This window comes from Edaphobacter modestus (genome assembly GCF_004217555.1).
Taxonomy (GTDB): Bacteria; Acidobacteriota; Terriglobia; order Terriglobales; family Acidobacteriaceae; genus Edaphobacter; species Edaphobacter modestus.
Window position 1 is genome coordinate 4965386 of the sequence record NZ_SHKW01000001.1, and the last position, 26544, is coordinate 4991929.

Annotated in this window: 21 protein-coding genes; 17 read left to right on the top strand and 4 right to left on the bottom strand. The window is 60.4% G+C overall.

Features of this window, described 5'->3' with window-relative positions; translation table 11 throughout:
* Positions 1-7: 7 nt before the first annotated feature.
* From ftsW to BDD14_RS20985, 3 genes are all read left to right on the top strand, one after another.
* Positions 8-1099, top strand: coding sequence for a putative lipid II flippase FtsW (gene ftsW / locus BDD14_RS20975; protein WP_130420921.1), 1092 nt, complete (start codon positions 8-10; stop codon positions 1097-1099).
* 19 nt (positions 1100-1118) lie between these two features.
* Positions 1119-2183 carry an undecaprenyldiphospho-muramoylpentapeptide beta-N-acetylglucosaminyltransferase gene (murG, locus tag BDD14_RS20980; RefSeq protein WP_341273316.1) on the top strand — a complete coding sequence of 355 codons (1065 nt, stop codon included), beginning with the start codon at positions 1119-1121 and terminating at the stop codon, positions 2181-2183.
* A 240-nt stretch (positions 2184-2423) separates the two neighbouring features.
* On the top strand, positions 2424-3344 hold the full coding sequence (locus BDD14_RS20985; RefSeq protein ID WP_130420923.1) for a hypothetical protein: 921 nt from the start codon (positions 2424-2426) through the stop codon (positions 3342-3344).
* A gap of 30 nt (positions 3345-3374) precedes the next feature.
* Here the strand turns inward: BDD14_RS20985 and BDD14_RS20990 are convergent, their stop codons facing one another.
* Both BDD14_RS20990 and BDD14_RS20995 read right to left on the bottom strand, forming a co-directional pair.
* Positions 3375-4358, bottom strand: a complete 984-nt coding sequence (locus tag BDD14_RS20990; RefSeq protein WP_130420925.1) for an IS1595 family transposase — start codon at positions 4356-4358, stop codon at positions 3375-3377.
* 973 nt (positions 4359-5331) lie between these two features.
* Positions 5332-6330, bottom strand: coding sequence for a YXWGXW repeat-containing protein (locus BDD14_RS20995; RefSeq protein WP_130420927.1), 999 nt, complete (start codon positions 6328-6330; stop codon positions 5332-5334).
* Between the two features lie 398 nt (positions 6331-6728).
* Between BDD14_RS20995 and murC the strand changes: the two genes are divergently transcribed.
* The 7 genes from murC to tsaE all read left to right on the top strand — a co-directional run bounded on the left by murC (position 6729) and on the right by tsaE (position 16126).
* Complete coding sequence (gene murC / locus BDD14_RS21000) at positions 6729-8126, top strand: UDP-N-acetylmuramate--L-alanine ligase (RefSeq protein WP_130420929.1); 1398 nt, start codon at positions 6729-6731, stop codon at positions 8124-8126.
* Positions 8127-8389: 263 nt separating this feature from the next.
* Entirely contained in the window at positions 8390-9703 is a 1314-nt protein-coding gene (locus tag BDD14_RS21005; RefSeq protein WP_242618093.1) for a cell division protein FtsQ/DivIB, read from the top strand.
* Positions 9700-10932, top strand: a complete 1233-nt coding sequence (ftsA, locus tag BDD14_RS21010) for a cell division protein FtsA (RefSeq protein ID WP_130420931.1) — start codon at positions 9700-9702, stop codon at positions 10930-10932. Before BDD14_RS21005 ends, ftsA begins: the two co-directional genes overlap by 4 nt.
* A gap of 126 nt (positions 10933-11058) precedes the next feature.
* Complete coding sequence (gene ftsZ, locus BDD14_RS21015; RefSeq protein ID WP_130420933.1) at positions 11059-12549, top strand: cell division protein FtsZ; 1491 nt, start codon at positions 11059-11061, stop codon at positions 12547-12549.
* Between the two features lie 146 nt (positions 12550-12695).
* Positions 12696-13919: a penicillin-binding transpeptidase domain-containing protein gene (locus BDD14_RS21020; RefSeq protein ID WP_242618094.1), complete on the top strand. Its 1224-nt coding sequence runs from the start codon at positions 12696-12698 to the stop codon at positions 13917-13919.
* A gap of 126 nt (positions 13920-14045) precedes the next feature.
* Entirely contained in the window at positions 14046-15653 is a 1608-nt protein-coding gene (locus BDD14_RS21025) for an NAD(P)H-hydrate dehydratase (RefSeq protein ID WP_130420935.1), read from the top strand.
* 23 nt (positions 15654-15676) lie between these two features.
* On the top strand, positions 15677-16126 hold the full coding sequence (gene tsaE, locus BDD14_RS21030) for a tRNA (adenosine(37)-N6)-threonylcarbamoyltransferase complex ATPase subunit type 1 TsaE (protein ID WP_130420937.1): 450 nt from the start codon (positions 15677-15679) through the stop codon (positions 16124-16126).
* A 51-nt stretch (positions 16127-16177) separates the two neighbouring features.
* Here the strand turns inward: tsaE and BDD14_RS21035 are convergent, their stop codons facing one another.
* Positions 16178-16486: an SDR family oxidoreductase gene (locus tag BDD14_RS21035; RefSeq protein ID WP_130420939.1), complete on the bottom strand. Its 309-nt coding sequence runs from the start codon at positions 16484-16486 to the stop codon at positions 16178-16180.
* Positions 16487-16691: 205 nt separating this feature from the next.
* Here BDD14_RS21035 and BDD14_RS31985 point away from each other — a divergent pair, with 205 nt between their 5' ends.
* Together BDD14_RS31985 and BDD14_RS21040 are read left to right on the top strand one after the other, a co-directional pair.
* Positions 16692-16838 (top strand): hypothetical protein, encoded by a 147-nt coding sequence (locus BDD14_RS31985; RefSeq protein ID WP_165420183.1) that lies wholly within the window; start codon positions 16692-16694, stop codon positions 16836-16838.
* 72 nt (positions 16839-16910) lie between these two features.
* Complete coding sequence (locus tag BDD14_RS21040; RefSeq protein WP_130420941.1) at positions 16911-17246, top strand: hypothetical protein; 336 nt, start codon at positions 16911-16913, stop codon at positions 17244-17246.
* Positions 17247-17274: 28 nt separating this feature from the next.
* On the opposite strand, the gene BDD14_RS21045 is transcribed toward BDD14_RS21040, so the two are convergent.
* Complete coding sequence (locus BDD14_RS21045; protein WP_130420943.1) at positions 17275-18441, bottom strand: SPL family radical SAM protein; 1167 nt, start codon at positions 18439-18441, stop codon at positions 17275-17277.
* A gap of 141 nt (positions 18442-18582) precedes the next feature.
* Between BDD14_RS21045 and BDD14_RS21050 the strand changes: the two genes are divergently transcribed.
* The 5 genes from BDD14_RS21050 to rpoB all read left to right on the top strand — a co-directional run bounded on the left by BDD14_RS21050 (position 18583) and on the right by rpoB (position 26479).
* Entirely contained in the window at positions 18583-19179 is a 597-nt protein-coding gene (locus BDD14_RS21050) for a Uma2 family endonuclease (protein WP_207231785.1), read from the top strand.
* Between the two features lie 150 nt (positions 19180-19329).
* Positions 19330-20040, top strand: coding sequence for a 50S ribosomal protein L1 (gene rplA / locus BDD14_RS21055; protein WP_130420945.1), 711 nt, complete (start codon positions 19330-19332; stop codon positions 20038-20040).
* 87 nt (positions 20041-20127) lie between these two features.
* Positions 20128-20829 carry a 50S ribosomal protein L10 gene (rplJ, locus tag BDD14_RS21060; RefSeq protein ID WP_130420947.1) on the top strand — a complete coding sequence of 234 codons (702 nt, stop codon included), beginning with the start codon at positions 20128-20130 and terminating at the stop codon, positions 20827-20829.
* 135 nt (positions 20830-20964) lie between these two features.
* A complete protein-coding gene (gene rplL, locus BDD14_RS21065; RefSeq protein WP_130420949.1) occupies positions 20965-21342 on the top strand; it encodes a 50S ribosomal protein L7/L12 in 378 nt (125 codons plus the stop codon).
* Positions 21343-22006: 664 nt separating this feature from the next.
* Entirely contained in the window at positions 22007-26479 is a 4473-nt protein-coding gene (rpoB, locus tag BDD14_RS21070) for a DNA-directed RNA polymerase subunit beta (protein WP_130420951.1), read from the top strand.
* Positions 26480-26544 lie beyond the last annotated feature (65 nt).

Genomic DNA, 26544 nt, shown 5'->3' on the forward strand with positions numbered 1-26544 from the left:
TGCAGGCATGGCGAAGAGAGTTGGAGTGGACAAGTGGCTCTTCGGAGTGGTGCTGCTGCTGGTGCTGTTTGGCCTGGTGATGGTCTTTTCCGCGTCGGCCGTCATGGCGAAGGCGCAGACGGGATCGCCTTATCCCTACATGCTCAGGCAGGGCATGTGGGCGGTGATGGGGATGATCGCGCTGGCGCTGTTGATGCGGGTGGACTATCGCCGCTATAACAATTCCAAATTTGTCTTTACAGCGGTGGCCGTCACCATGGTGCTGCTGCTTGGCGTCTTCGCGATGCGCGATTCGCATAATACGCATCGCTGGTTCCGCTTCGGGTTTGCAAGCTTTCAGCCGTCCGAACTGGCGAAACCTACGCTGGTGTTGTTTCTCGCGTACTTTCTGCAGACGCGAATCCACAAGATGGAAGACTGGCGCGGCACGATCCTTCGCGCTGCGCTTCCGCCGCTGCTGTTCGTTGCGCTGATCCTGAAGGAGCCTGACCTGGGAACCGCGATGGTCTGCGCCGCGGTGACGGCGCTGATGCTGTATCTGGCGGGGATGCAGGTCAAGTATCTTGGAATCGGCCTGTTGTGCTCGGCGCCGGTTCTTTACTACATGTTGTTCCGTGTGCCGTGGCGGAGGGCGCGAATGCTGGCGTTCGTGAACCCCGAGGCCGATCCGCGCGGAACCGGCTTCCACATCCTGCAGTCGCTGATCGCCGTGGGAACCGGTGGTCTGCACGGTCTGGGATTGATGGAAGGGCGACAGAAGCTGTTCTATCTTCCGGAGCCGCACACCGACTTTATCTTCGCAAACGTCTGCGAAGAGCTTGGTCTGATCGGCGCGGTGCTGATCATCGTGCTGTTTATCGCTCTCGGATATCGCGGTTTGCGTGCGGCTTATCTCTCTACCGATCCGTTTGCGCGTTTCCTGGCGTTTGGAATTACGTCGACGGTGCTGATCCAGGCGTTCTTCAATATGAGCGTTGTCATTGCTCTGCTTCCGACCAAAGGCATTACGCTTCCGTTTATCTCCTTCGGTGGAACGTCGCTGTTCGTGATGCTGGCGAGTATGGGCGTTCTGCTGAACGTCACTCGCGAGATCGACTGAGGTGGCGGAGGCTCTGCGAGTGCTGATTGCAGGAGGCGGAACCGGAGGACACGTGGTTCCGGCTCTCGCGATTGCGCGGGAGCTTCGCGATACCCACGGCGCCGAGGTGCGCTTCGTCGGAACGGCGCGAGGACTTGAGACCCGGCTGGTTCCCGAGGCCGGTTTTCCGTTGGAGCTGATCAAGGTCGGTCAGCTCAAGAATGTGAGCCTGGCGACGCGGGCGCGGACCATCTTCGATCTTCCACTCGGAGTTCTGCGCTGTGTCGAGCTGCTGCGAAGTTTTCGTCCGAACGTCGTCGTCGGGGTTGGAGGGTATGCCTCGGGGCCGGCGATGATGGCTGCGATCCTGCTGCGGGTTCCGACGCTGGCCTTTGAGCCGAACGCGGTTCCGGGATTAGCGAACCGGCTGGTGGGCAAGCACGTAAACGCCGCGGCGGTGAATCTTGAAGAGACAACGAAGTACTTTCGCAATGCCCGGGTGACGGGAACGCCGGTGCGGCCGGAGTTTTTCGCAATCGCTCCGAAGATTGCGGGACAGCCGAAGCGACTGCTTGTCTTCGGCGCGAGCCAGGGGGCACGCGTGCTGAATGAGACGATGCCGAAGATCATGGGACGACTGCTCAAGAAGTTTCCTGAGTTGACCGTCGTTCATCAGACGGGCGCACGACACGGACAGACCACCTCTGCCGCGTATGTGCACGCTGGTATTGGCTTCGAACGATTAACTGTGACTCCTTATCTCGACGACATGGCGGCGGAGTTTGCTGCGGCGGATCTGATCTTGTGTCGCGGCGGAGCGAGCTCGGTCGCCGAGGTTGCGGCTGCGGGACGAGCGGCGGTGCTGATTCCGTTTCCCCAGGCTGCCGACGATCACCAACGGAAGAACGCCGAGGCGTTTGTGGCTGCGGGAGCCGCGGAGCTGATCGTTGAGGCGGAGCTGACCGAGGAGCGGCTGCTTGGGGTGCTCTCCGGACTGCTGGCAGACGATCGGCGGCGCATCGAGATGGGACAGCGGGCGCGGGCCCTGGCCCACCCGGGTGCAGTTCGGGAGATCGCCGGAATCGCGGCTGGGCTGGCTTCCTAGGACCCCCTCCCCTTGTTTCTATAAGTATTCTGTTTTCATTGACTTAAGCGTTTTTCGTCTCGCAAAATATTGATAAGAGATGGGTTAAGGGTCAAAATATTGATTCTATGGGGCTTATTTTGTTTTCTTTTGGTCGCCGACTTTGAATGCCCTACTTTCAGGGTACGCGATGGAGTGGATCTAATCGGCAACTTTATGGGTAATAAATCACTTGACGCACATGCATGGAGGCGGTAACGTATGACTTACCGTGACAGGGCAGTGTGTGTTCTTGCTTTAGTTTGCTGTTTCTTTGAAGTCCTTGCATGTGCTCAACCCGCCGGACGAATTGGCACGAGGCGGGTTGTACAGGCGACAGAATATGGTGATGTGAGGTTTTCCAAATTGGTCTTTGTAGGTAACCTTTCCTCCAATGATGACCCTATTCTCGTAGGATTTAATACGCTCGTTCGTACCCAGTTTAAGGAACATAACCCCCTTGTCGATGTTCGGGAGTTCTTCTCCCGGGAAGAGGGTGAATTGCGTTTGATCGGTGACCAAATTCTCAACTCTGTTTTGGAACGCACTCATATTGTAAGAATCATTCTCGGCGACATCCACGATAAGGTGCCAACGCGCATTAAGCGCAGGACCTCCACCGGTATTGCGAAAGTAAATCTGCCATTTAAGTGGCTGCCCGTCGATGGGTTGGTCGAAAGACGATCCTTTTGTGTCAACTCCAACCCAAGGCCTATTTTGGGAAGCGGTCTGATCCCTTACCGCTTGAACACTCTCTTTAGATTGAGAAGCCTGAACAGAAGCACAAACAGCAGCAACAGCTACCCCTGCAAGCGTCAAGACTCTACCCATATCTTCCACGTTGGAGTGGAATTTTCATTGCCGCTGCTTCGTTCATCTGTCTGTCTTGGGGATGGTTCAACCTTCGTAGGTGCAGGAGAGAGCGTGCCGGTGCCATTGCCGCAACCGTCGGCCTTGTTGGTTGGATCTATAGCTTGTTTATTCTTATTCTTTGAGGACATTATGAAACACGAATACCACGAAGGCCCGGAAGCAAAAGAGCGATTCGAGAAGTTGGCGACTAAGCTATTTCGTGCCCCTAAATCTACCGTTAAATCCAAGGCAAAGCCAGAGCGTAAGGCGAAGAAAGCCAGCAAGGACTAGTGCTTACGTTTCCCGCGTCCTTGCCGCCACTCAGTGTGAGGTAGCACTGCCAGCGCCGGTCAGCTCATCGTATGTAAGCCGCTTGCCTGCCACCTGCGATAGGGCCTTGTTGAAACGCTGTACGTCCGTCTTGTTCTGGCGATTGTTGAAGCGGAACATCTGTTCATCCAAATAGCGGTCAAGGTGGAACGGTTCTACTGCAACATAGGTTCCTGCCAGATTTCGCTTCATCAGCGACCAGAAGTTTTCAAGGCAGTTTGTATGTACCTGACCACGGACGTATTCGTCAGCATGGTTGACCGTTTCATGGACGTATTTGGCTTTCAGCCCGTCATACGCTACAGCCTGATCGGTATAGATACGTGAGCCGAAGTTGATACCGTTAAGAATCTCTTTCTGCAAAGTCTCGCGGCGGGTGTTGGGAACAACCTTAGCTCTAACCTCACGGCTGGTGCGGTCAAATATTCCCATCACGGGCGTCTTGCCAGCGTAGCGAGTCGTATTTTTCCATGCCGGAACTTTCGATAGTTCGTTCTGTATTTTGACCTTGCGGCTATGGTGCATGTTCTTCACCTTTGCGCCGACATAAGCCTCATCTACTTCAACCTCTCCGCCTTCATTGCTGCCCATCTTGGAGGCTTTATCGTCCTTCATTGCTTCGCGGATGCGGTGGAGCATAAACCATGCACTTCTCTGCGTGACGCCTATTGTCCTTCCCAGTTCATAGGAGCTAACGCCATTACGGCAGTTCGCCAGCATCCACATTGCCAGCATCCATTTATCAAGGGTGATGGCGGAATCTTCAAAGATTGTCCCAACCTTGAGAGAGAACTGCTTATCGCAGCCGTAGCAGAACCAAATCCGGCGAGTTTTGATGAAGGAATGCTTCTCAGAACCGCAACGGGGGCAGGAAACCAGACCGTCTGGCCAACGGAAGTTCAAAGCGTACTGAAAAGCACGGTCAGCATCGCTAAAGTACACAATCGCTTGCTGTAATGTGCGTAGCTCATTCATAAATAAAGCCTACGCCAAATTAACATGTGCGTCAAGTGATTTATTACCACTTTATGTGTCCTGTTTTCTGGTAGTTGCGTGGGATAAGGTCTTGACAGGTTTTTATGGCGCGTTTCTGGCTCGAGTTGTTGCCTGGGAAGGGTATTCCGCGGTTTGAGCGTGGTGAGACGCAGGTCTCTCTACTTCGGCCCTGCCGGCCTTCGGTCGAGATGACACTTTTGGGGGCTTGGTTGTTGAGAGACGCAAGGCCGACAGGTTGCCGTGCTTAGCCAACGATGCGTTTGTGGGACGGATGAAGATGAGGGCATTCGAAAGTGTGGCGAGCAAAGGTAGGCGAAGGGCTGGAGATAGGCACCTTGGCTAGAGGATAGAGCGGTGTCTTTCCCAAGGCCGATTTGAGCTTTCGCTTCCGAGATCCTGCAAAAGAGATACTGGGATTCTTCGCCTTCGGCTCAGAATGACGGCCGTGGGGGAGGTTTTGGGGAGGCAAGGCGGGTCGAGCTTCGCTCGAATGCCCCACCCTTAGCGACGATAAAACTGTCGCGAAGATGGGCACACGGCGCTCCCGTTCTCAGTGCCTGGATTGAGAGTGGTGAGACGCAGGTCTCTCCACTTCGGCCCTGCGGGCCTTCGGTCGAGAGGACACTTTTGGGGGGCTTGGGTTGTTGAGAGACGCATGGCCGACAGGTTGCCCGTGCTTAGCCAACGATGCGCGGATGAAGATGGGCGCATTCCGAAAGTGTGGCGAGCAAGGGTAGGCGAAGGCTGGAGATACAGGCTAGAGGATAAAGCGGTGTCTTTCGCGAGGCCGGTTTGAGCTTTCGCTTCTGAGATCCTGCAAAGAAATACTGGGATTCTTCGCCTTCGGCTCAGAATGACGGCCGTGGGGAGGTTTTGGGGAGGCAAGGCGGACCAAGAAAGCGGGCTGAGATTTTTGTCTCAGCCCGCAAGGATTTATCTGGAGGATCGTGGTTTAGCGACGTCCGCCACCGCCGCCGCCGCCGCGGGATCCACCGCCGCCACCGCCGCCACGGAATCCGCCGCCACCGCCGCCACGGAATCCGCCACGGGAACCGCCGCTGAAGTTACCGGCGCTGTTGCCACGGAAGCCACCGGAGTTACCTCCGAAGCTGGGCCGGGCCTGGGCGCTGGAGAGGCCTCCACGATTTCCAAAGCTCTGGCCGGGGTTGGAGAAGCTGCGGTTGCCGAGGTTCTGGCTCGAACCGGCAAAGTTGCGCTGCTGGACGCCGTTGGCTCCCTGGAAGTTGCCGCGGCCATTTGCACCCATCCCGCCGTAGTTGCTGCGGCCCGTCGAGACGTTTGTGGCTCCGCGGAAGTTTCCGAAGCCATTCCGGCTGCTTTGTCCGAAGCTGTTGCCACGGTTGTTGTAGTACGAGCCGCGATTTCCGGCGAAGTTGCCGCGGTTCGCCCAGCTCGACCCGCCGGGGCGTCCATCGAAGTGTCCGGCGTAAGGCCGGTTGTAGACGTAGCCGCCACGGAATCCAGGACCGAAGGTGTTATAGCAGCGGTTGTACCAGAAGCGTCCGCCACCCCAGTAGCCGCCGTAGAAGCCTACGCCGAAGTAGCCGAAGCCATAGTTGATGCCGCCGTAGTAGCCGATATTCTGACCCCAGTAACCGGCGTTCCAGAGATAGCCGCCTGTGCCATAACCCCAGTAGCCGGGAGTCCAGAGCGCACCGACGTAAGGCGGCTGAACCCAGGCACCTTGAACCCATTCATAGCCCTCTCCGGTCCAGGCCCAGTAGCCCGGGGTCCAGATGTAACCATCGCCTGGCATGGCAGGCTGAGCATAGACGGGGATTGCGGGAGGAGCAATTGCAACCGAGACGAAGACTCGTGCCTGAGCGGGCGTAGCGAAGAAGAATGCTGCGCCGGCGAAGACTGCTGTTCCGAGTACGGCCGTTCCTAGAGAGTTTCGAAGAGAGATTCGAATTTTGCGGGAGAGGTTCATTGCCTGCCTTCGCCGAAGATCCTTCGTTTTTGCCCAAACGCGCGGGGTTTCGCGGATGATCGGCTGAGGTTCCTGCCCGTTTTGCCATGCGGATCAGGCACTCAGTAGTTTAGACCCTAATTGTAAGGTTTGGTTGCGTCATGTGAATGAGGATTCAGTGTCTTTCTTTTAATGATTCTGGGGTGTTTTCTCAGGGGCGTATTTGCGGAATGGAGAGGAACCGCAGATCCTTCGACTCCGCCACTGCGTGGCTTCGCTCAGGATGACACCCCGAGGGGGGTAGATGCGTGGCTTCGCTCAGGAGGACACCCCAAGGGGTAGAGTTTGTGGTCGAGGGGGTAGTTTTGGGTTCCGAAGGGCTTCGCTGGATGCGCAGGGCGCGCTGCTAGAGTGGATTCATGACTGTCACTGTTGCTCCCCCTGCTCCTCTTTTCTTTGCGCCCTCGCTTCGTATTCATTTTATTGGGATTGGCGGCATCGGGATGAGCGGGATCGCGGAGATTCTGCTGACCATGGGGTATACGGTCTCGGGGAGCGACCTGCGGCGGTCGGCGGTGACGGAGCGGCTGGTGGGCCTGGGGGCGCGCGTCTTCGAGGGGCACGCGGCGGCAAATGCCGCGGGCAGCGATGTGGTGGTGACGAGCTCGGCGGTGAGCGCCGGCAACCCGGAGGTTCTGGAGGCACGGGCGCAGAAGATTCCGGTGATCCAGCGGGCGGAGATGCTGGCGGAGCTGATGCGGCTGAAGTATGGGATCGCCGTGGCGGGCATGCACGGCAAGACGACGACGACGAGCATGGTGGCGTCGGTGCTGGCGGCAGGGGGGCTGGACCCGACGGTGGTGGTGGGCGGACGGGTGAATGCGCTGGGGTCGAATGCGCGGCTGGGAAACTCCCGCTACCTTGTGGCGGAGGCCGACGAGAGCGACCGGTCGTTTCTGAAGCTGTCGCCGGTGCTGGGAGTAGTGACGAACCTGGACCGGGAGCACATGGACTGTTACCGGGATATGGCGGACGTGGAGTCCGCATTTGTGGAGTTCATGGACAGGGTTCCGTTCTATGGGGCGGCGGTGGCCTGCGTGGACGACGGCTTGCTGCGAGGGGTTCTGCCGAAGGTGAGACGGCGACTCTACACGTATGGAGAGAGCGGGGAGGCGGACTTTCGCGTGACGATGCTGGAGAAAAACGGGCAGGGCTTTTCGCGCTTTGAGGTGGGGTACCGGGGGGCGGTGCTGGGCCCGTTTGCACTGCATGTTCCGGGAAAGCACAACGTGATGAACGCGACGGCGGCGGTGGCGATTGGAATGCTGCTGGGGGTAGCGCCGGAGCAGATTGTGGTGGGACTGGACGGGTTTCGCGGAGTGGAGCGCAGATTTCAGGTGAAGGGGACCGTGCGCGGGGTGACGGTGGTGGACGACTATGGACATCATCCGACGGAGGTTCTGGCCACGCTGAGGGCGGCCCGGGAGTGCGGCTACGGCAGGGTTCTGGTGCTGTTTCAGCCGCATCGCTATTCGCGGACCAGGGAGCTGATGCGGGAGTTCGCGGACTCGTTTGGAGATGCGGACCGGGTGGAGATTCTGGATATTTACGCGGCGAGCGAGGCGCCGATTGCGGGTGTGAGCGGAGAGGCGCTGGCAAATGCGGTTGGGCGCGAGGGTGTGGAGTACGCGGGGTCGATGGCGGAGGCAGTGGAGGCGTTGGCGCGGGAGGCACGGGAGGGGGACGTGATCGTGACGATGGGCGCGGGCAGTGTCTCCCAGGCGGCCGGGATGCTGCTGGAGCGGTTGGAAGAGTAGCCCGGTTGGGAGAGTAGCCCTCGGTTGCAGGAACGAGCCGGTGTGGCTGGCTTTTAGCACAGGTCTTACCCACGGCATAGCAGAAAGGTGGGAGAGACAGCGGGGTGAGTTCCTGAAAGGGTACAAGCATAAAGTTTGACAGGCGAGAGGGGCGGGATTGCGGGATATAGTCAAAATGGCGATTCTCGCGGCCCTGCTCGGGTTTGCGAAGTGGTGACGAATCTTCGAAGCGCGGAACGGCGGTGCTGGAGGCGCCGGAGCCTTTGTCTGCTTCGGAGGAGGTCCGGCCTCGAAGAGAATCGTCTGCGCCGAAGAGGATGATGGCCCGCGAGTTTACAGACTACGAAGACGAGTTCGAAGACGACGCGCTGCCGGCACGGAGGCGGCAGAACGGCGTGCGGGTCAAGCTGCGCGGTGGGCTTCCCCGATCGCGGGGAGGGAAGTTCGCGGCGGTTGCCGCAGTGCTGACGGTTGCGGGTCTATGTGCGGCGCTGTGGATGCTGGCTCGGAACGCGATTCTGCACGATGAGCGGTTCATGATCTCCTCGGCGACGGCTATCGAGACCGAGGGCAACGCGCATGTGAGCCGGGGGCAGCTGGTGAGCCTTTTTGGAGAGGATATTGAGCGCAACATCTTTCGGGTTCCGCTGACGGAGCGGAAGGCCGAGTTGGAGGAGCTGCCGTGGGTGGCGCATGCGACGGTGATGCGGCTGCTGCCGAACCGGCTGCGCGTGGCGGTCACGGAGCGGACGCCGGTAGCGTTTGTGCGGCAGGGAAATCGCATCGGGCTGGTGGATACGAGCGGTGTTCTGCTGGACATGCCGACGGATGCGCGCGGGAAGATGCACTACTCATTTCCGGTGGTGATGGGACTGGAGGCGAAGGATCCGTTGTCGCTGCGGGCGGCGCGGATGAAGCTGTATGAGCGGTTCACGAGCGATCTGGACGGAGGCGGGGAGAAGATCTCGGAGAAGCTGAGCGAGGTGGACCTGTCGAGCCCGGAGGACGTGCGGGCTGTGGTTCAGGACAAGGGCGGCGAGGTGATGGTGCACTTCGGCGAGGACGACTTCCTGGATCGGTATAAGAAGTTCGAGGAACATCTTCCGGAGTGGAGGAGGCTGTATCCTCACCTGGCCTCGGTGGATATGCGGTATGAGCGGCAGGTGGTTCTGGAGATGCAGCCGGGCACGGCGGCTCCGGTGGTCGGAGAGCAGCAGGCTCCGGGGACGGATGTCGCCAAGCCTGCTATAGCCTCCGCAGCGGGAGGTTCGCCGCATGACAAGGGCGCGGTGAGCAGCCGGACGGCTGCGGGAACGCATGGTGCGCCGAAGAGTAAGGCGGTAGCAAAGCCAGTCGCGAAAGGGAAGAAACCGGCCGCGAAAAAGAGTGCTGCTGCAAAGCCGGGTGCTCCTGTAAGGCGTGGGGTGACGGAGACCAAATCGTCGGCACCGCCGGCGCCGATGTTGAAGGCAGATGGGGAGTCGTTTTGGGTTCATCCGAAGAGATCAGCAACGGAAGCAGGGCCGGGCTCGAGTATAGAGGTGAAGTATCATCCGCCGCAGGTGGCTCATTCATGAAGACTCAGAAGCCGGAGAATCTGATAACGGTACTGGACGCAGGAAGCACCAAGAGCTGCGTGCTGGTGGCGGAGCTGCACGATGGTGTGCTGCGCTATCGCGGGCACGGCGTCGAGCCATCGAAGGGCATGCGCAAGGGGCTGATCGCGGAGCTGGGGCCGGCGGCCGAGGCGATCAACCGCGCGGCGCTGACGGCGGAGCGCACGGCGAAGGCGGCGATTGAGACGGCCGTGGTGGGGATTGGCGGGACGCATGTGCGCGGGATGAACTCGCGTGGAGGCATCAGCCTTGGAAGCCGGATGCGCGAGATCACGCGCGAAGAGGTGAGGGCGGCGGTGGACCGCGCGCGGAACGTGGCGCTTCCGGCGGATCGTGAGGTGCTGCACCTTCTGCCGCAGGAGTTCATCCTCGACGACCAGCCGGGGATTCATGACCCGATCGGGATGGTGGGGAACAAGCTGGAGGTGAACCTGCACCTGTCCACGTGCTCGGGGGGCGTGGCGCAGAGCGTGATTACGTGCGCCAATCGCGCCGGGCTCGAGGTGACGGACACGGTGTACGAGGGGATTGCGTCGGCAGAGGCGGTGCTCTCCGCCGATGAGCGCGAACTGGGTGTGTGCATCGCCGATATCGGATCGAGCACGACGGAGCTGGCGGTGTTCTTTGAGGGCTCGGTGGCGCACACGGCGGTGCTGCCGATCGGAGGCGATCACTTCACGAACGATCTCGCGGTTGGGCTGCATGTGACGGTGGAAGAGGCCGAGTACCTGAAGAAGACGTTTGGCCATTGCGTGGTGACGGCGGTTCCCCAGCTGAACGAGATCGAGGTGGGCGGCGATCTTGCGATCTCGGGAGGGCAGCCGGCGCGGATGGTGCGGCAGCGATTCCTGGCGGAGGTCCTGGAGCCGCGGGCGAGAGAGCTGTTTACGATGATGCGCGACAACCTGCGGCAGGGAGGCGTGCTGGAGGCGCTGGGAGCAGGCTGCGTCTTCACCGGTGGAGGCTCGCTGATCTCCGGTCTGCTGGACAACGCGGAGAGTCTGTTGCGGGTCCCGGCGCGGATCGGATATCCGGTGCCGTTGTCGCGCATGCCGGAGGAGCTGGCGAAGCCTGAGTTCTCGGCGATGATCGGGATGCTGCTGTACACCCACCGGACGCAGGTGAGGAAGGCGAGCGAAGAACAGGGGCTGCGGTCGAAGCTGAAGTCGATCTTTGCAGGAAGCTTCTAGACTGCTGGCTGCTCGCAGGAGCGACACGCGGAAGTTGAACCAGCGATGGTACGGGGAGTGGAAAACGTGGATGTTTTCGAAGTGGGGATGATGTGAGAATTGGGTTAGCGAAGGAGCACTGTATCTATGCCGAATCTGCCTGAAGACGACATCCGCATCCATTATCACGACGAGGTCCCGCGCGGGGCGAAGATCAAGGTGATTGGCGTCGGCGGCGGCGGCAACAACGCTGTCAACCGTATGATTGCGGCCAAGGTCGAGGGCGTCGAGTTTATCGCGGCGAATACGGATGTGCAGGCGCTGACGGTCTCGAATGCCCCGGTGAAGCTGCAGCTTGGGGTGAAGCTGACCAGCGGGCTGGGCGCGGGCGCGAATCCGGATGTGGGCCGGCGGGCAGCGCTCGAGGATTCCGACAAGATCATCGAGGCGCTCGAGGGCGCGGACATGGTCTTTGTGACGGCGGGTCTGGGCGGAGGAACAGGGACGGGCGCGGCTCCGGTGATCGCCTCGCTGGCCAGCGAGATGGGCGCGCTGACGGTTGCCGTGGTGACGAGGCCGTTCGGGTTCGAGGGCAAGCGGCGCATGATGCAGGCCGAGCGCGGCATGCAGGAGCTGCTGGAATCGGTGGACACGGTCATCGTGATCCCGAACGAGAAGCTGCTGGCGGTGGCAAAGGACGCCGGGTTCTTCGAGAGCTTCCGCATCGCCGACGACGTGCTGCGTCAGGGCGTACAGGGGATCTCGGACATCATTACGATTCCGGGCGTGATCAACCGCGACTTCGCGGACGTGAAGACGACGATGGCGGGAATGGGCTACGCCGTGATGGGAACGGCGATGCGCTCGGGGCAGAACCGTGCGGTCGAAGCCGCGATGGCGGCCATGGCTTCGCCGCTGCTGGAGTCGGGCGCGATCGATGGAGCGCGCGGAATTCTGATTAACATCACGGGCTCGAGCAATCTGAAGCTGAGCGAGGTGAACGAGGCCTCGACGATCATCCAGAACGCCGCGCACGAGGATGCGAATATCATCTTCGGCGCCGTGCAGGACGAGACGATGGGCGAAGACGTGAAGATCACCGTGATTGCTACGGGGTTCAAGCAGCAGGAGATGCCGGCGCGACGCGAGCGGATGCTGTCGGAGGCGACCCTGCCTACGGTTCGGTACGATGTTCCGATCGAGCCGCGTATCTCGATGTCGCGTGCGACCCCTGCGAGGTTCCTGAGCGACGATCAGGTGCAGCGGCCGGTTTCGGCCCCGGCGATCTCGGAGCGTGGTGAGTCCAGCCCGGCACCGGAGGCTGTTGCAGGGGGGCCTGGAGCAGGCGCCGAGCAGAGGCCGCAGCTGGTTCCGGTTCCTGCGTCGGTCTTCGACGACGATTTCTTCCGGAGCACGCAGGGGCGGCAGGCAGCTCCGCATGCAACGCATGAACCGGTTCGAATGGAGACGGGCCTGCGCGAAGGTGTCTACTTCACTCCGTCGGAGAACGCCCAATTAAATGTTCCGGTTGCGGAGTCCGGCGCGCACACTCCGTTCGGTGGATCCGTGGTGGCGCAGGCCGATTCCGCGGACCCGGACGAGCTGGATATTCCCGCCTTTTTGAGGCGAGGACACTAGATTTTGCCCCGCAGGATTGCGGATGCGACGTAGCATGGAAGTAGCATGTTAGAGTGACGGGCATTCTTTTAAGATGTTCTTAGGTTTATTGCCAGAGGATGGCAACTTGATTGCAGGTTACGGTTTGGAACGTGTAGGAGCGCCCGGTGTCTAAATGGGTAAGGGTTATCGGTGGAGTCCTTCTGAGCCTGGTTATGGGTTCAGTGGGCGAGGTGTGGGCCATTACCTCCTCGGGGAGTGTGAAGCATCACTCCGCAGGGACAACCCGTGTGGCGGCGAAAAAGACGACCACGTCGTCGAAGAGGGCCGGCAAGAAGGTTGTGAAGAAGACTGTCTCCGGACGCCGGCGTGGAGCACGAACCAAGCTTGCGGTGCGCCGAACCCGCTATTATGAACGCTTCTCTGCGAGCTCCTTTGCCGACAACCTTACGCTGGGAGATGTGACGGACGGGGAAGACCCGATTGTTCGCGCGGCGGCGATCGAAGCGCTGGGGAACATGAACGGCACCGCGCTGGCGATCGATCCTTCGAGTGGGAGGATTCTGGCGATGGTGAACCAGAAACTGGCTCTCTCGCGTGGCGCCGAGCCCTGCTCGACGATCAAGCTGACGGTCGCGCTGGCGGCTCTCGAAGAAGGAATCGTCAAGCGGGATACGCCGGTCAATCTCGGTGGAAGGTACCGGCTGACCCTGACAGAGGCCCTGGCTCATTCCAACAATGCGTACTTTGAGACGCTGGGCCGATCGCTTGGATTCGAGCGGGTAAAGCACTACGCCAATCAGTTTGGCCTGGGTGAGCTGGCCGGATACAACATCCAGGGCGAGCAACTGGGCACTTATCCTGACGAAGTGCTGCCGGCGAAGCTGGGCGGCGTAGGCAGGATGTGCTCGTTTGGCGAGAGCGTTTCGATGACCCCCCTGCAACTGGGTGCGCTTGTCTCGGCGATTGCCAACGGGGGAACGCTCTATTATCTGCAGCACCCGGAGAACGGGATCGACATTGCTGCCTTTCAGCCGCGGGTGAAGCGCCAGTTGAATATCGCTCCGCTGATTCCGGAGATTGTCGACGGGATGCAGGGCGCGGTGATGTATGGCACGGCACGGTCGCTGCGAGCGAACTTCAGCGAATTTCCTGTGATGGGGAAGACGGGGACCTGCTCGAACAACGGAACGCGGTTTGGATGGTTCGGCTCGTATGCGGACACTCCCAATGGACGGATTGTGACGGTGTTCTTCCTGGAGGGCGGACGGCCAACCTTTGGACCCAAGGCCGCAGAGCTGACGGGGCAGTTCTACCGCGCGTTGTGGGACAAGAGCTATTTCCACCCGAAGACGCAGGAGGCTTCGGGAGCGCTGGGCGGCTCCGAGTAGACAGAATCTGAAATTCGAAGAGAGACCCTGCGAGTGTGCAGGGTTTTTCATTTTGGAGGGCACTCTGTGGGAAAAACTGCGGCGACGAGTTTTGCCTGGGCGGTCCCGATGGGGTAGAAGGGTGGAATGAGAGTTCTCACAGCCGCCCAGATGGGTGAAACGGATCGCCGAACCGTGCAGGAGTTCAATACTCCGTTGGGCGTGTTAATGGAGGCCGCGGGGCAGGCTGTCGCGACGTTCTCAAGGCGCCGATATCCAAAAGCGGAACGGATTGTGGGGTTGTGCGGCAAGGGAAATAACGGCGGCGATGGGTTGGTCGCGGCCCGGGTGCTCTCGGCTGCGGGAGTCGCCGCGAGTGTGATTTTGCTGGGCCGCTCCGAAGAGGTGAAGGGAGAGGCGGCCGCTGCGCTGGCTCGGCTGCGCGAGGAGAGCAGCGTGGTCGTCCACGAGGTGACGGACGAGGAGGGGCTGAAGCGGGCCTTCGAGGAGACTGGAGTGATCCAGACGGGAGCGAAGCCCGGCGCTGACCTTTTGCTGGATGCACTGGTGGGGACGGGATTCCGTCCTCCGCTGCGGGGGCTTGCGGCTGCTGCGCGGAACCTCGTAAATCCGCTCTCGATTCCGGTAATTGCGGTGGATGTACCGAGCGGGTGGGATGCGGACTCGACGGAGCAGACGGTGGAAGGGGCGTTTCGAGCCGATGGTGTTGTGACGTTTACGGCTCCCAAGCTGGCCCACGTGTTCGGCTACATGACCGCCGGGCCGGTGGTGGTAGCTGAGATTGGATCGCCAGAGGAGGCGATTCCTGAGGGAGATGGTCTGAGCTGGACGGGAGGCTCGAAGGCGGTTGCGGAGAAGCCGCGGGGACCGAACTCCAACAAGGGAAAGTTCGGGCATGTGCTGGTGATTGGAGGAAGCTATGGAACGGCGGGTGCGCCGGGAATGGCTTCGTTGGCCGCGTTGAGGACGGGAGCAGGACTGGTGACCGCCGGGGTTCCGAGGAGCGTGGTGGACGTTGTCGCCGGTGTGACGCCGGAGCTGATGGTGATGCCGCTGGAGGAGGGTCCTGAAGGCGCGATCGCGCTGGCAAATGTCCAAGGTCAACATCTGGAGGCCATGCTGAAGCGGATTACGGTCGTGGCTGTGGGGCCGGGACTTTCGCAGCGCGGCGAAGCAGGTGCAGTCGTGCGGCAGCTGGTGGCAGGCACGAAGACTCCGATGGTGGTCGATGCCGACGGCCTGAATGCGTTCGATGGGCGGGCCGACCTGCTCGATGGTACGGGGAGAACTCTGGTGCTGACGCCGCACCCTGGCGAGATGGCGCGGCTTACGGGATTGACGGTGCAAGGGGTGGAGGCTCATCGGGTGAGGCTGGCACGGAGATTCGCCACCGACCATCAACTGACTCTTGTGCTGAAGGGATGGCGGACGCTGGTGGCGCATCCGGATGGCCGGGTGGCGGTGAACACGACGGGGAATCCGGCGATGTCGAAGGGCGGCAGCGGCGACATTTTAACTGGAATTATCGCCGCGATGCTGGGGCAATACCCGGACGACGTTGCCCGGGCGGTAGAGGCGGCGGTCTATCTCCACGGGCTGGCCGCGGACTTTGCGACACGCGCGATGGACGAGCATACGGTGCTGGCGACGGACACTGTGATGCATCTGTCGGATGCGTTTCGTTACCGCGTGCGAGACGAGGATGGATTGAGCTGGATTTGTGGCTTGCGGTGAATGCAGGAATGTAAAGGAGAGCAGTGAAGAATTTTTCACGGGAGAAGAGGTTTCGTACGCGCAGTGTAGCGGGAACGCTGGCGCTTGGGGAGCGGATCGCGGAGATCCTGTTGCCTGCGCCCAAGCTGGTGGTGCTGCGCGGTGAGGTGGGTGCGGGGAAGACGACCCTCGTGAAGGGGATTGCCGCCTCTTTGGGGGCGGCGACCGAGGAGGATGTGACCAGCCCGACCTTTACCCTGGTGCATGAATACGCAGGGCCGAAGGTAAGGCTGTATCACCTGGATCTATACCGCCTGGAGACGGAGCGGGAGCTGGCCACGCTGGGACTGGAAGAGATGATCGCGGAACCGGATGCCCTGGTGCTGGTGGAGTGGGGAGAACGGTTCGAGAGCATAGTGTCGCGCATGGATGCCGAGATCGCGATGGAGCACGGCGAGGGCGACGAGCGCGGGATGATGGTTCGCTGGGGATAGGCGAGACCCCGCGGCGGGAAGCAAAAGCGATCCCCGCGGCGGAGCTGCGGCTCAGGAGATTACGGCGCCTCCATCGACGACCAGGATCTGACCGGTGGTGAAGCCGGATTGCATGAGGTGGAGATAGGTCTCGGCGACGTCTTCGGGCTTACCGACGCGGCCGACGGGCAGCTTCTGCGCGGTATCCGCGTACATGGCCTCGCGGTCTTCGACGGACATCCCGCTCCAGAGCGGGGTCTTGATTACGCCAGCGCAGACGGCATTGACGCGGATGGGCGCAAAGTCGAGTGCGAGGCCGCGGGTGAGCGATTCGATGGCCCCTGCGACTGCGGCGGTGACGCTCCAGCCCTGTTTCTGCACCTCTCCTCATACAACTCCTGTCTTGCGTTTTTTCATAGAAACCTCCAGATCTGTCGCGCCAGAAGCGCCTAGATTTTTGAAATGGACTTTCCTTATGGCGTAGCTTTCAACGTGATGAACTCGGCGATTCCCAGTTCCAACGCATGCGTAGCAAATAGAAAAGCTCCTGATCCTCACCGCGACCTCGGGGGTGGCCAGCGCAGCGATGAAGCGCAAGGATCTTCGTTTGATCGATGCACCGAAGGAGATTACGGGATTTGCCTTTCAGGCGGTGTGGCATCCCCGGCTCTCGGGAGATCCAGCGCACACGTGGCTGAGACAACAGGTGTTCGAGCTGGCGAAGGAACTGTAGTTGCGGCGGTGGAGATAGATTATCTTCGAGGCGTACGGTGCTCGGAGTGAAACCGCTACAGGGAGGAAGACAATGCAAGCTGCGTCCGGTGCAACGGTGGTGGTAGTGGCATACAGGCCGAAGGCGGGCAAAGAAGCGGAGCTGCTGGAGCTGACCCGGGAGCATGTTCCGCTGCTTCGCAGGGAAGGACTGGCTACAGACCGTGCGGTGATCGCAGCACAAGCAGCGGACGGCACGATCGTGGAGGCCTTCGAGTGGGCTGCGGGCGGTGTGGAGCGGGCGCACTCCAACCCCGTTGTGAGGAAGCTCTGGGAGAGATACGCCGCCGTCTGCGAGATCGTGCCTTTGAACCATCTAGCCGAATCGTCCACCATGTTTGCATCGTTCACTCCGATCGATCTGGGTTAGAGACTTGTTTGCGCCGGGAGAGCGCAGCTCAGCCGAAGAGGCTTTGCTGCTCGGGCCACCGTACAGATGCGGGCTGTTTCTTCAGGCCAGAGGAGGCACGCTCGGGTGCGAGGGGGCGTGGATCGTCTGGCCCGGGTTCCGTGTGATCTCCGAGATCGTCGTAGTCTTCACGCCAGCGGCGGTTGAGGCCGTGGCGCTCGCGGGCCTGGGAGACGATGTGGCTGAGGTGCTGCGCGTAGCTCTTCGAGGCGAAGTCGGCATGGGCGAAGCGGCGTTCGTACTCGGGGAGGAGGGCAGGGAAGTGCTCCCGAACAAAGCTCAGGTAGGTAGGACGGGAGCACGGCTTGAGGAAGAGAGGGTTGGCGGCGAAGAAGCTGGCATTGGCACGCGCGGCGTGCGCGGCCATGCGGTCGATGGCCTCTTCGGTGTCGGTGATGCCGGGGAGTAGCGGCGAGCAGAGGATGCCTGTGGTGATGCCGGCCTGGCGGAGGCGGCGAACGGTGTCGAGGCGAAGATCGGGGCGTGGGGCGCGAGGCTCGAGCAGGCGGGCGAGGTCGGCATCGGGCGTGGTGATGGTGATGTGGACGACGAGGTGATTGCGGCGGTGGATCTCCTGTAACAGATCGGTATCGCGGAGGATGAGGCGGGACTTGGTGACGATTCCGATGCGATAGCCGGAGCGCGAGGCGAAGACCTCCAGCAGGCTGCGGGTGATGCGGGCGCGGCGCTCGATGGGCTGCCATGGATCGGTGGCGGTGCCGATGGCGATCTGGTCGGAGGGGTTGAATCGGCGCAGCTCCTGCTCGAGCAGCCAGGCGGCGTTCTGCTTGAGGAAGATAAGGCGCTCGAAGGTGAGGGGGTCGTGGAAGTCGGGCTGACCCGGCTCAGCGGCAGTGGCGGCGGGTTCGCGGTCGGGGCTGGGCGCCATGAACTCATGGGTATAGCGGGCATAGCAGTAGCGGCAGGCGAACTCGCAGCCGCGATAGGGGTTGATGCTCCAGGCCATCCAGGTCATGCGCCTGGAGACGGAGCGGTTCAGGATGCTGCTTACCTTGAGGGTTTTGAACTCGATCATGTGGCCATCGTCGGCGTGAGTGGACTCGAAGGCCATGCGGGCGATGCCGATCATGGGCGAGGCGGAGGGTTGGTTGAGGATGGGGAAGAGCGAGTCGGCGGTGCCGATTATTTTCGCCATTTGTTCGCCTTTCTGAACCAAGAATAGGCGCGGTCCGGTAGGGCGTCAAGAGAGAGTTTTGAACAGGGAGCGTTTCTCTTTCGAGGAAGAGGGATCTGTTTCAAGCGCGAGTGGGCAGACAGGGTTTAGTACACTGGGCCCGTGAACTTCAACCTTGCAGCGATGCCGCTTCCGCTTCGCTTCCGGCCCGAGATGCCGATGAGTGACGAGGAGTTGATGCGCTTTTGCGCGGCGAATGATTTTTTGCGGGTGGAGCGGGATGCGAACGGAGAGATTCTGGTGATGACGCCTGCAGGCAGCAAGACCAGCCGGATGAACAGCAGGGTCACGCGGTTGCTGGATGAGTGGGCCGAGAAAGATGGGCGTGGCGTTGCCTTTGATTCGAATGGAGGCTTTACTCTGCCGGATGGCTCGATGCGGGCAGCGGACGCGGCCTGGGTTGAGCGAAAGAGATGGGATGCGCTGAGTGAGAGAGATCAGGCGCGATATGCTCCCCTCTGTCCCGACTTTGTCATTGAACTTCGTTCGCCTTCGGACATACTGAGCGATCTTGAGGCAAAGATGAAGCAGTGGATCGCAAACGGAGCGCAGGTGGCATGGCTTATCAATCCGGAACAAAAAACCGTGGTGATCTATCGACCTGGGGATGAGCCTGAGGTGCTTTCTCTACCCAGTTCGGTTCAAGGGACCGGTGTGGTCGCTGGTTTCGAGCTGGTGATGGCGAGGGTATGGGCCTGAGCGAGCAGATTTGAAGCAATATCACCTGTAAAGGTTGCGTCATCCTGGAATTTCCGGCATACTCATAGGAGCGTCTCAACTTGCCGTTGAGACCAGTCGATGACCACGCCCCGGAGAAAGATATCCGAGAGGGGTGGGAGATGAGGAAAGATGGCTAGGAAGATCTCGAAGAATCTGGCGAAGGCGCGTGCGCTCGTTGAGCCCCGTCCTTACGTTCTGGCGGACGCGGTTCCGCTGCTCCAGAAAGCAAAATATGCAAAGTTTGACGAGACCGTCGATCTGACGATGCGTCTGGGCGTAGATCCGCGGCACGCCGACCAGATGGTCCGCGGCACGGTCGTTCTGCCGCACGGTCTGGGTAAGACCAAGATTGTGGCCGTCATCGCTTCGGGCGACAAGGTTCGCGATGCCGAGGCGGCGGGCGCTGAGTTCTTCGGCGGCGAAGAGTTGGTGGAGAAGATCCAGAAAGAGGGTTGGACGGCATTTGATGCACTGATCGCGACTCCCGACATGATGAAGTCGGTCGGACGTCTGGGTAAGGTTCTTGGACCGAAGGGTCTGATGCCGAACCCGAAGACCGGGACGGTGACCACGAACGTGGCCGACGCGGTGAGGGAGATCAAGGCTGGTAAGGTGGAGTTCCGCACCGATAAGACGGCCCTGGTTCATGTTCCCGTGGGTAAGCTCTCGTTCGATCAGCAGAAGCTGATCGACAACGCGATGACCGTGATTACGAGCGTCGTGAAGGCGAAGCCTTCCGCTGCAAAGGGGAAGTACATCAAGGGCGTGACGATCAGCTCGACGATGGGACCCGGGATCCAGCTGGACTATGCGGCGGCTGAGGCTGCAGGCAAGGCGTAATCGCCGGTTCGATTTTGAGAGTTTGTCGCGACAGGCGACGCACAATTTCAGCTAGCAAATGAGGCTAGCAGTGAAGGCTAGGATTTTATGGCACTGTCCAGATCACAGAAGTCGGATAAGGTAAAGAAGCTTGCGAGCGAGCTGGAGACCTCGACCTCGGCCATTATCGGTACGTTTACCGGGCTGACGGCGGAGAAGGACTTCAACCTGCGCAAGGTGGTTCGCGCGGTCGGCGGAAGCTACCACGTGGTGAAGAATAAGCTGGCCCAGCGTTCGGCTGAGGGCACGAAGATCGAGGCGGCGCTGAAGGGGCTCAAGGGCGTCAATTCTGTGGCCTATACCTCGGGCGATCCGGTGGCGTTGGCCAAGGCTCTCTCGACCTGGGTAAAGGACAACTCGGAGTTCACCTTCAAGCTGGGCATCGTGGATGGCAAGGTGATCAATATTCAGGAGATCACCGAGCTGGCGAACATGCCGGGCAAGGATGAGCTGTTCTCGAAGCTGCTGTTCCTGATCAATGCCCCGGCGCAGCGTCTGGCGACGGTGATCAATGCGACCGGACGCGATCTGGCCGTGGTGATCAACCAGGGCGTCGAGAAGGAGAAGTTTTCGGGATCGGCTCCTGCGGCCAGCGCGGAAGCTCCGGCAGCTGAGGCGGCTACCGAGGTTGCGGCGGCGCATGTTGAGGAGTCAGCGGCTGGCGAGCAGCCTTCGGGGGCAGCGCAGCCGGAGAATGCGACGGCATCACAGGCTGGCGAGGCAGAGGGTTCGGAGCCTGTTGAGGGGTAAACGGTTTCGTCTGGTCTTGTTCGGGTGCGCTGGTCTGGGCGCAACGGAAACCCGGAAGGGGCTGGGCAACCGGAGCGGAGTAGAGCTTCGGAGAAGTAATCGGCAGTACAAGTTCAGAAGGTATTGGAGAGAAAAATGGCGGACATTCAGCAGTTGGAAGATTCGATCGTTAGCCTGAGCCTGCTCGAGGCTTCGGCTCTGGTAAAGAAGCTTGAAGAGCGTCTTGGCGTCTCGGCCGCAGCGGCAGCTGTGGCGGCTCCGGCAGCGGGCGGCGGTGCGGCAGCAGCGGCCCCGGTCGAAGAGAAGACCGAGTTCACCGTGATCCTGAAGGACGCGGGCGCGAACAAGATCAACACCATCAAGGCTGTACGCGAAGTTACCGCCCTTGGCCTGAAGGAAGCCAAGGATCTGGTGGACGGCGCCCCCAAGCCGTTGAAGGAGAACATCTCGAAGGACGACGCGGCTGCGATCGCGAAGAAGTTCGAGGGTGTTGCGACGGTCGAGATCAAGTAATTCTGGGTCAGTTGCACTTCTTGGCGGAACGAGCTATTCTTTATTACTAGAGAAGATTCGTTCCGCCTCGTTGTGCTAAGCTGGCGGCTCGGTCTGAGCGGCAACGGTGAGATCATAGATATACGGTTGTAATCCGGTCCATCCTCTCGAGGGGAGAGGTTAAGGGGCCGGTCATCATGCGTTTCTAGCGGCGGATGTGCATGGTGCCACAGGTTTCAGGCAGACAGCAGCGAATTTGGGGCAAGGCGAGCCTCAAAATGGCGGCAGGCATTCATATCATCACGATCGAAATAGTGCACAAGTCGACCTTTGCGCTCGTGGGACACGCTGTCCCTTCGAGCGCTTTGCCGCGTTTTTAGATATTTCGGCTCTGCATGGCAGAGCTTTAGGCAGAAGCACGCGTTCGTTATAGCAGATTCGAGCCGTATCGAATGAGTTGGACGCTGTGAAAAGTTTTTGAAGTTTCAAAGCAGGAAGTCGCTGGGTACATGGCGACGAGACATTTTGCGCACGGGCAGGCCGTAATCGAGGACGGCAGAACCCGATGAGACCAGAGGCGCAAGGCAGAACTAACCAGGAGAGTCAGGACCGGGACTCTCCCCTTTGAAGGCGATCTATAGGCGCCATCCGAAGGTCCTCGAAGGTAAGTATTCAGGGAGAGAGCATGTCCAGCGAAATGCGCGCGATCCGTAGCCGTCTCGATTTTTCGAAGATTCCAACCGCAATCGAAATTCCCAACCTCATTGAAGTGCAGCGCCGCAGCTATGAGCGTTTTCTGCAGATGGATAAGCTTCCACAGGAGCGCGAGGACAATGGCCTGCAGTCGGTCTTTACCTCTGTCTTCCCGATTACCGACTTCCGCAACGTGAGCGAACTGGAGTTTGTCGACTATTCGATCGGCAACTGGGAGTGCAAGTGTGGCTACCTTAAGGGGCTGAACCATCTGCGCACGGCCTGCACCCACTGCGGCCACATGGTCATAACGGACCCCTTCCATCCGGGCGACGTGCTCTGCAACTTCTGCGGAACCTACAACAAGAACACACCTGACTTCTGCACTAAGTGCGGCGACCCCGTGGGGCTGCAGCTGAAGTACGACCAGGCGGAATGCGAAGAGCGCGGCATGACCTACTCTGCCCCTCTGAAGGTTACGATCCGCCTGAAGATCTACGACAAGGATCCGGAGACTGGCGTCAAGACCCTGCGCGACATGAAGGAGCAGGAGGTCTTCTTTGGCGATATTCCTCTGATGAGCGCCAACGGAACCTTTATCGTCAACGGCACTGAGCGCGTTATCGTCTCGCAGCTGCACCGTTCGCCCGGCGTCTTCTTCGAGACGGCGAACAACCGCACCTACTTCCTGGGCAAGATCATTCCGTACCGCGGCAGCTGGGTGGAGTTTGAGTACGACCAGAAGAACACCCTCTACGTCCGCATCGACCGCAAGCGCAAGTTCCTCGGAACGATCTTCCTTCGCGCTCTCGGTCTGCGCACGGATGAAGAGATTCTGAAGACCTTCTACACGGTCGACACGATCAACGTGAAAGATGGCAAGCTGGGGTGGAAGGTTGCTCCCGAGGGTACGCCAACGAACCTGCAGGGCACGCGTCCTGCGGCGGTGGTCACGGTGAAGGGTGAGGAAGTTGCTCCCGCGACACGCAAGATCTCGGCGCATTCGCTTAAGGGTCTGCGCTCGCACAAGGTCGAGGAAGTCGGGATCGAAACCAGCGAGTTCGACGGTGCGATGACTGCGGCCGATGTCGTCGACCTGACGACGGGTGAGCTTCTCTATGAGGCCAACCAGGAGCTGACCGCCGACAAGCTGCACAAGATTCTGCAGTCCGGCGTGGCCAGCTTCCAGGTCTTCTTCCCCGAGCGCGACGATGTAGGCAACATCATCACGAACACGCTGCGCCGCGACTCGGTTCGCAAGCCCGAAGAGGCCCTGATCGAGATCTACCGCAAGCTTCGTCCGGGCGATCCTCCGACGCTCGATACCGCGACTGCACTGTTCGAGGGCATGTTCTTCGATCCGCGCAAGTACGACTTCTCGCGCGTGGGCCGTCTGAAGTTCAACATCAAGCTGTACGAGAATGCAGAGGCCACCGGGCTTGACCGTCGCACGCTGACCCCTGAGGATTTCTACGGCACTATCAAGTACCTGCTGAAGCTGCGCAAGAACATCGGCGTGGTGGACGATATCGATCACCTTGGCAACCGCCGCGTCCGCGCTGTAGGCGAGCTGATGGAGAACCAGTTCCGCATCGGCCTGGTTCGCATGGAGCGCGCGATCAAGGAGAAGATGAGCGTGTATCAGGAGATGTCGACGGCGATGCCGCACGACCTGATCAACGCGAAGCCCGTGATGGCGGCGATCCGCGAGTTCTTCGGAAGCTCGCAGCTGTCGCAGTTCATGGACCAGACCAATCCGCTGTCGGAGATCACGCACAAGCGCCGCCTGTCGGCTCTTGGGCCTGGCGGTCTGTCGCGTGAACGCGCAGGCTTCGAGGTTCGCGACGTGCACCCGACGCACTACGGCCGTATCTGCCCGATCGAGACGCCGGAAGGTCCGAACATCGGTCTTATCTCTTCGCTGAGCTGCTTTGCGCGTATCAACGAGTACGGCTTCATCGAGTCGCCGTATCGTCGCGTGAAGGACGGCAAGGTGATGGACTACGTCTCGGTGACGAATGCCGGGGAGAGCGGTCTGCGCCAGGGCGACTACCTTGAGGTAAACGAGTCGAAGAAGCTGAACGAGCAGTTGAAGAAGGATAAGAAGCGCACGATGGACCTGGCTCCATTCAGCTTCTATCTTTCGGCATGGGAGGAAGATCGCCATACCATCGCGCAGGCGAACGTTGAGCTGGACGAAGCGCTGAATATCGTGCAGGACATCGTCGACGCCCGCCGTCAGGGTAACTTCGTGCTGGTGAACAAGGCCGAGGTCGACTATGTCGACGTCTCGCCGAAGCAGCTGGTCTCGGTTGCCGCCTCGCTGGTTCCGTTCCTCGAGCACGACGACGCGAACCGCGCCCTGATGGGTGCGAACATGCAGCGCCAGTCGGTTCCGCTGCTGGTCTCCGAGGCCCCTTTTGTCGGAACCGGTATGGAGGGCGTGACGGCTCGCGACTCGGGCGCCGTGATCCTTGCCAAGCGCAACGGTATCGTGGACTCGGTCGACTCCGAGCGCATCATCATCCGCGTGGAAGGTGAGCATCATCCGACGCAGCTCTCGCGCGAAGTCGGCAGCGACATCTATCAGCTGACGAAGTTCAAGCGTTCGAACCAGAACACCTGCATCAATCAGAAGCCGGTGGTCCGCAAGGGCGACCGTGTTCTGAAGGGACAGGTCATCGCCGACGGTCCGTGCACGGAGCAGGGCGAACTCGGCCTCGGCCGTAACGTTCTGGTCGCGTTCATGCCGTGGCGCGGTTACAACTTCGAGGACGCGATCCTGATCTCGGAGAAGCTGGTCCGCGAGGACTACTACACCTCGATCCACATCGAGGAGTTCGAGATCGAGGCTCGTGACACGAAGCTGGGACCGGAAGAGATCACGCGCGATATCCCGAACGTCTCCGAGCACGCTCTGCGCGATCTGGACGAGAGCGGAATCATCCGCATTGGCGCCAAGATCGCGCACAACGACATCCTTGTGGGTAAGGTGACGCCGAAGGGCGAGACGCAGCTCACTCCGGAAGAGAAGCTGCTTCGCGCCATCTTCGGTGAGAAGGCCGGCGACGTTCGCGACGCTTCGCTGACCTGCCCTCCAGGAATCGAGGGAACGGTTGTCGACGTCCGCATCTTCTCGCGCAAGGGACAGGAGAAGGACGAGCGTGCCAAGCAGATTGAGCAGGAGCAGATCGAGAAGCTCGAGCGCAACCTGGCCGACGAGATCCGCATTCTGACCGACGAGCGTCTGAAGCGCCTTGAGGCGATTCTGGGCGGCAAGGAGGTTCAGGCCGACCTGCACGACGAGCGCACGAACAAGAAGCTGTTGTCGAAGGGCGAGGTTCTGAACCGCGACACCATCGAGCTGATCTCGACGCGTAACCTGAAGCGTATCCGTTACGCCGACAAGGATCCGCGCGTGAACGAGCAGATCGACGAGATCGAAGAGATGACCTCGCGCCAGATCGACGTTCTGCGCAAGATCACGAACGAGAAGATCGCCAAGATGTCCAAGGGCGACGAGCTTTCTCCTGGCGTCATCAAGATGGTGAAGGTCTACATCGCAATGAAGCGCAAGCTTTCGGTCGGCGACAAGATGGCCGGCCGTCACGGAAACAAGGGTGTCATCGCCCGCATTCTGCCGGAAGAGGATATGCCTTACCTCCCGGATGGAACGCCGGTCGAGATCGTCCTGAATCCACTGGGCGTGCCTTCGCGTATGAACGTGGGCCAGATTCTTGAGACGCACCTTGGCTGGGCTGCACATGAGCTTGGCAAGCAGGTGGCCGAACTGGCTGCGACGATGCAGGAGGCAAGCGAGGTCCGTGAGCTCTTCAAGGCACGCTTCGCTGGAACGGCAGCTCTCAACCAGCTCCTCGTACTCGATGACGAGCAGACGATGCGCGTTGCGGCAGGCATGAGGCGGGGCATCTGGTTCGGCACGGCAGTCTTCGACGGTGCGCGCGAGACCGAGATCAAGGCGTTGCTTGCCTCGGCGGGTCTTCCGAGCTCCGGCAAGAGCCTTCTGCATGACGGCATGACGGGCGAAGAGTTCGAACAGCCTGCCACGGTCGGCTACATCTACATGCTGAAGCTCTCGCACCTTGTCGACGACAAGATCCACGCTCGTTCGATCGGGCCGTACTCGCTGATCACCCAGCAGCCGCTGGGAGGCAAGGCGCAGTTCGGCGGACAGCGCTTCGGTGAGATGGAGGTCTGGGCGCTGGAAGCCTACGGCGCGGCCTACATCCTGCAGGAGCTGCTCACTGCCAAGTCCGACGACGTCTATGGCCGTACCAAGATCTACGAGGCCATCGTCAAGGGTGAAGCTGCGATCGAACCCGGCGTGCCGGAGTCGTTCAACGTGCTGATTCGTGAGCTCCAGTCCCTCTGCCTTGACGTTGAGCTGGTCAAGCAGGCCGATCAAAAGAAACAGCCGGTGCCCACAATCGCAGCGGCAGACTAACGCAGTAAGCCTGGGGAGGCTGTACTTGTCCTCCCCGGGCGCCATTCTCCCGAGTGGCAAGACAA

Bases quoted from the DNA above. Each gene is read 5' to 3' on its own strand.
- BDD14_RS20990 (WP_130420925.1), bottom strand. From the start codon at position 4,358: ATGAATGAGCTACGCACATTACAGCAAGCGATTGTGTACTTTAGCGAT.
- ftsA (WP_130420931.1), top strand. From the start codon at position 9,700: ATGAAGACTCAGAAGCCGGAGAATCTGATAACGGTACTGGACGCAGGA.
- rplJ (WP_130420947.1), top strand. From the start codon at position 20,128: ATGGCACTGTCCAGATCACAGAAGTCGGATAAGGTAAAGAAGCTTGCG.
- rplL (WP_130420949.1), top strand. From the start codon at position 20,965: ATGGCGGACATTCAGCAGTTGGAAGATTCGATCGTTAGCCTGAGCCTG.
- BDD14_RS21040 (WP_130420941.1), top strand. From the start codon at position 16,911: ATGCAAGCTGCGTCCGGTGCAACGGTGGTGGTAGTGGCATACAGGCCG.
- ftsZ (WP_130420933.1), top strand. From the start codon at position 11,059: ATGCCGAATCTGCCTGAAGACGACATCCGCATCCATTATCACGACGAG.
- BDD14_RS31985 (WP_165420183.1), top strand. From the start codon at position 16,692: ATGAAGCGCAAGGATCTTCGTTTGATCGATGCACCGAAGGAGATTACG.
- ftsW (WP_130420921.1), top strand. From the start codon at position 8: ATGGCGAAGAGAGTTGGAGTGGACAAGTGGCTCTTCGGAGTGGTGCTG.
- BDD14_RS21045 (WP_130420943.1), bottom strand. From the start codon at position 18,441: ATGGCGAAAATAATCGGCACCGCCGACTCGCTCTTCCCCATCCTCAAC.
- rpoB (WP_130420951.1), top strand. From the start codon at position 22,007: ATGTCCAGCGAAATGCGCGCGATCCGTAGCCGTCTCGATTTTTCGAAG.
- rplA (WP_130420945.1), top strand. From the start codon at position 19,330: ATGGCTAGGAAGATCTCGAAGAATCTGGCGAAGGCGCGTGCGCTCGTT.
- BDD14_RS21025 (WP_130420935.1), top strand. From the start codon at position 14,046: ATGAGAGTTCTCACAGCCGCCCAGATGGGTGAAACGGATCGCCGAACC.
- BDD14_RS20995 (WP_130420927.1), bottom strand. From the start codon at position 6,330: ATGAACCTCTCCCGCAAAATTCGAATCTCTCTTCGAAACTCTCTAGGA.
- BDD14_RS20985 (WP_130420923.1), top strand. From the start codon at position 2,424: ATGACTTACCGTGACAGGGCAGTGTGTGTTCTTGCTTTAGTTTGCTGT.
- murC (WP_130420929.1), top strand. From the start codon at position 6,729: ATGACTGTCACTGTTGCTCCCCCTGCTCCTCTTTTCTTTGCGCCCTCG.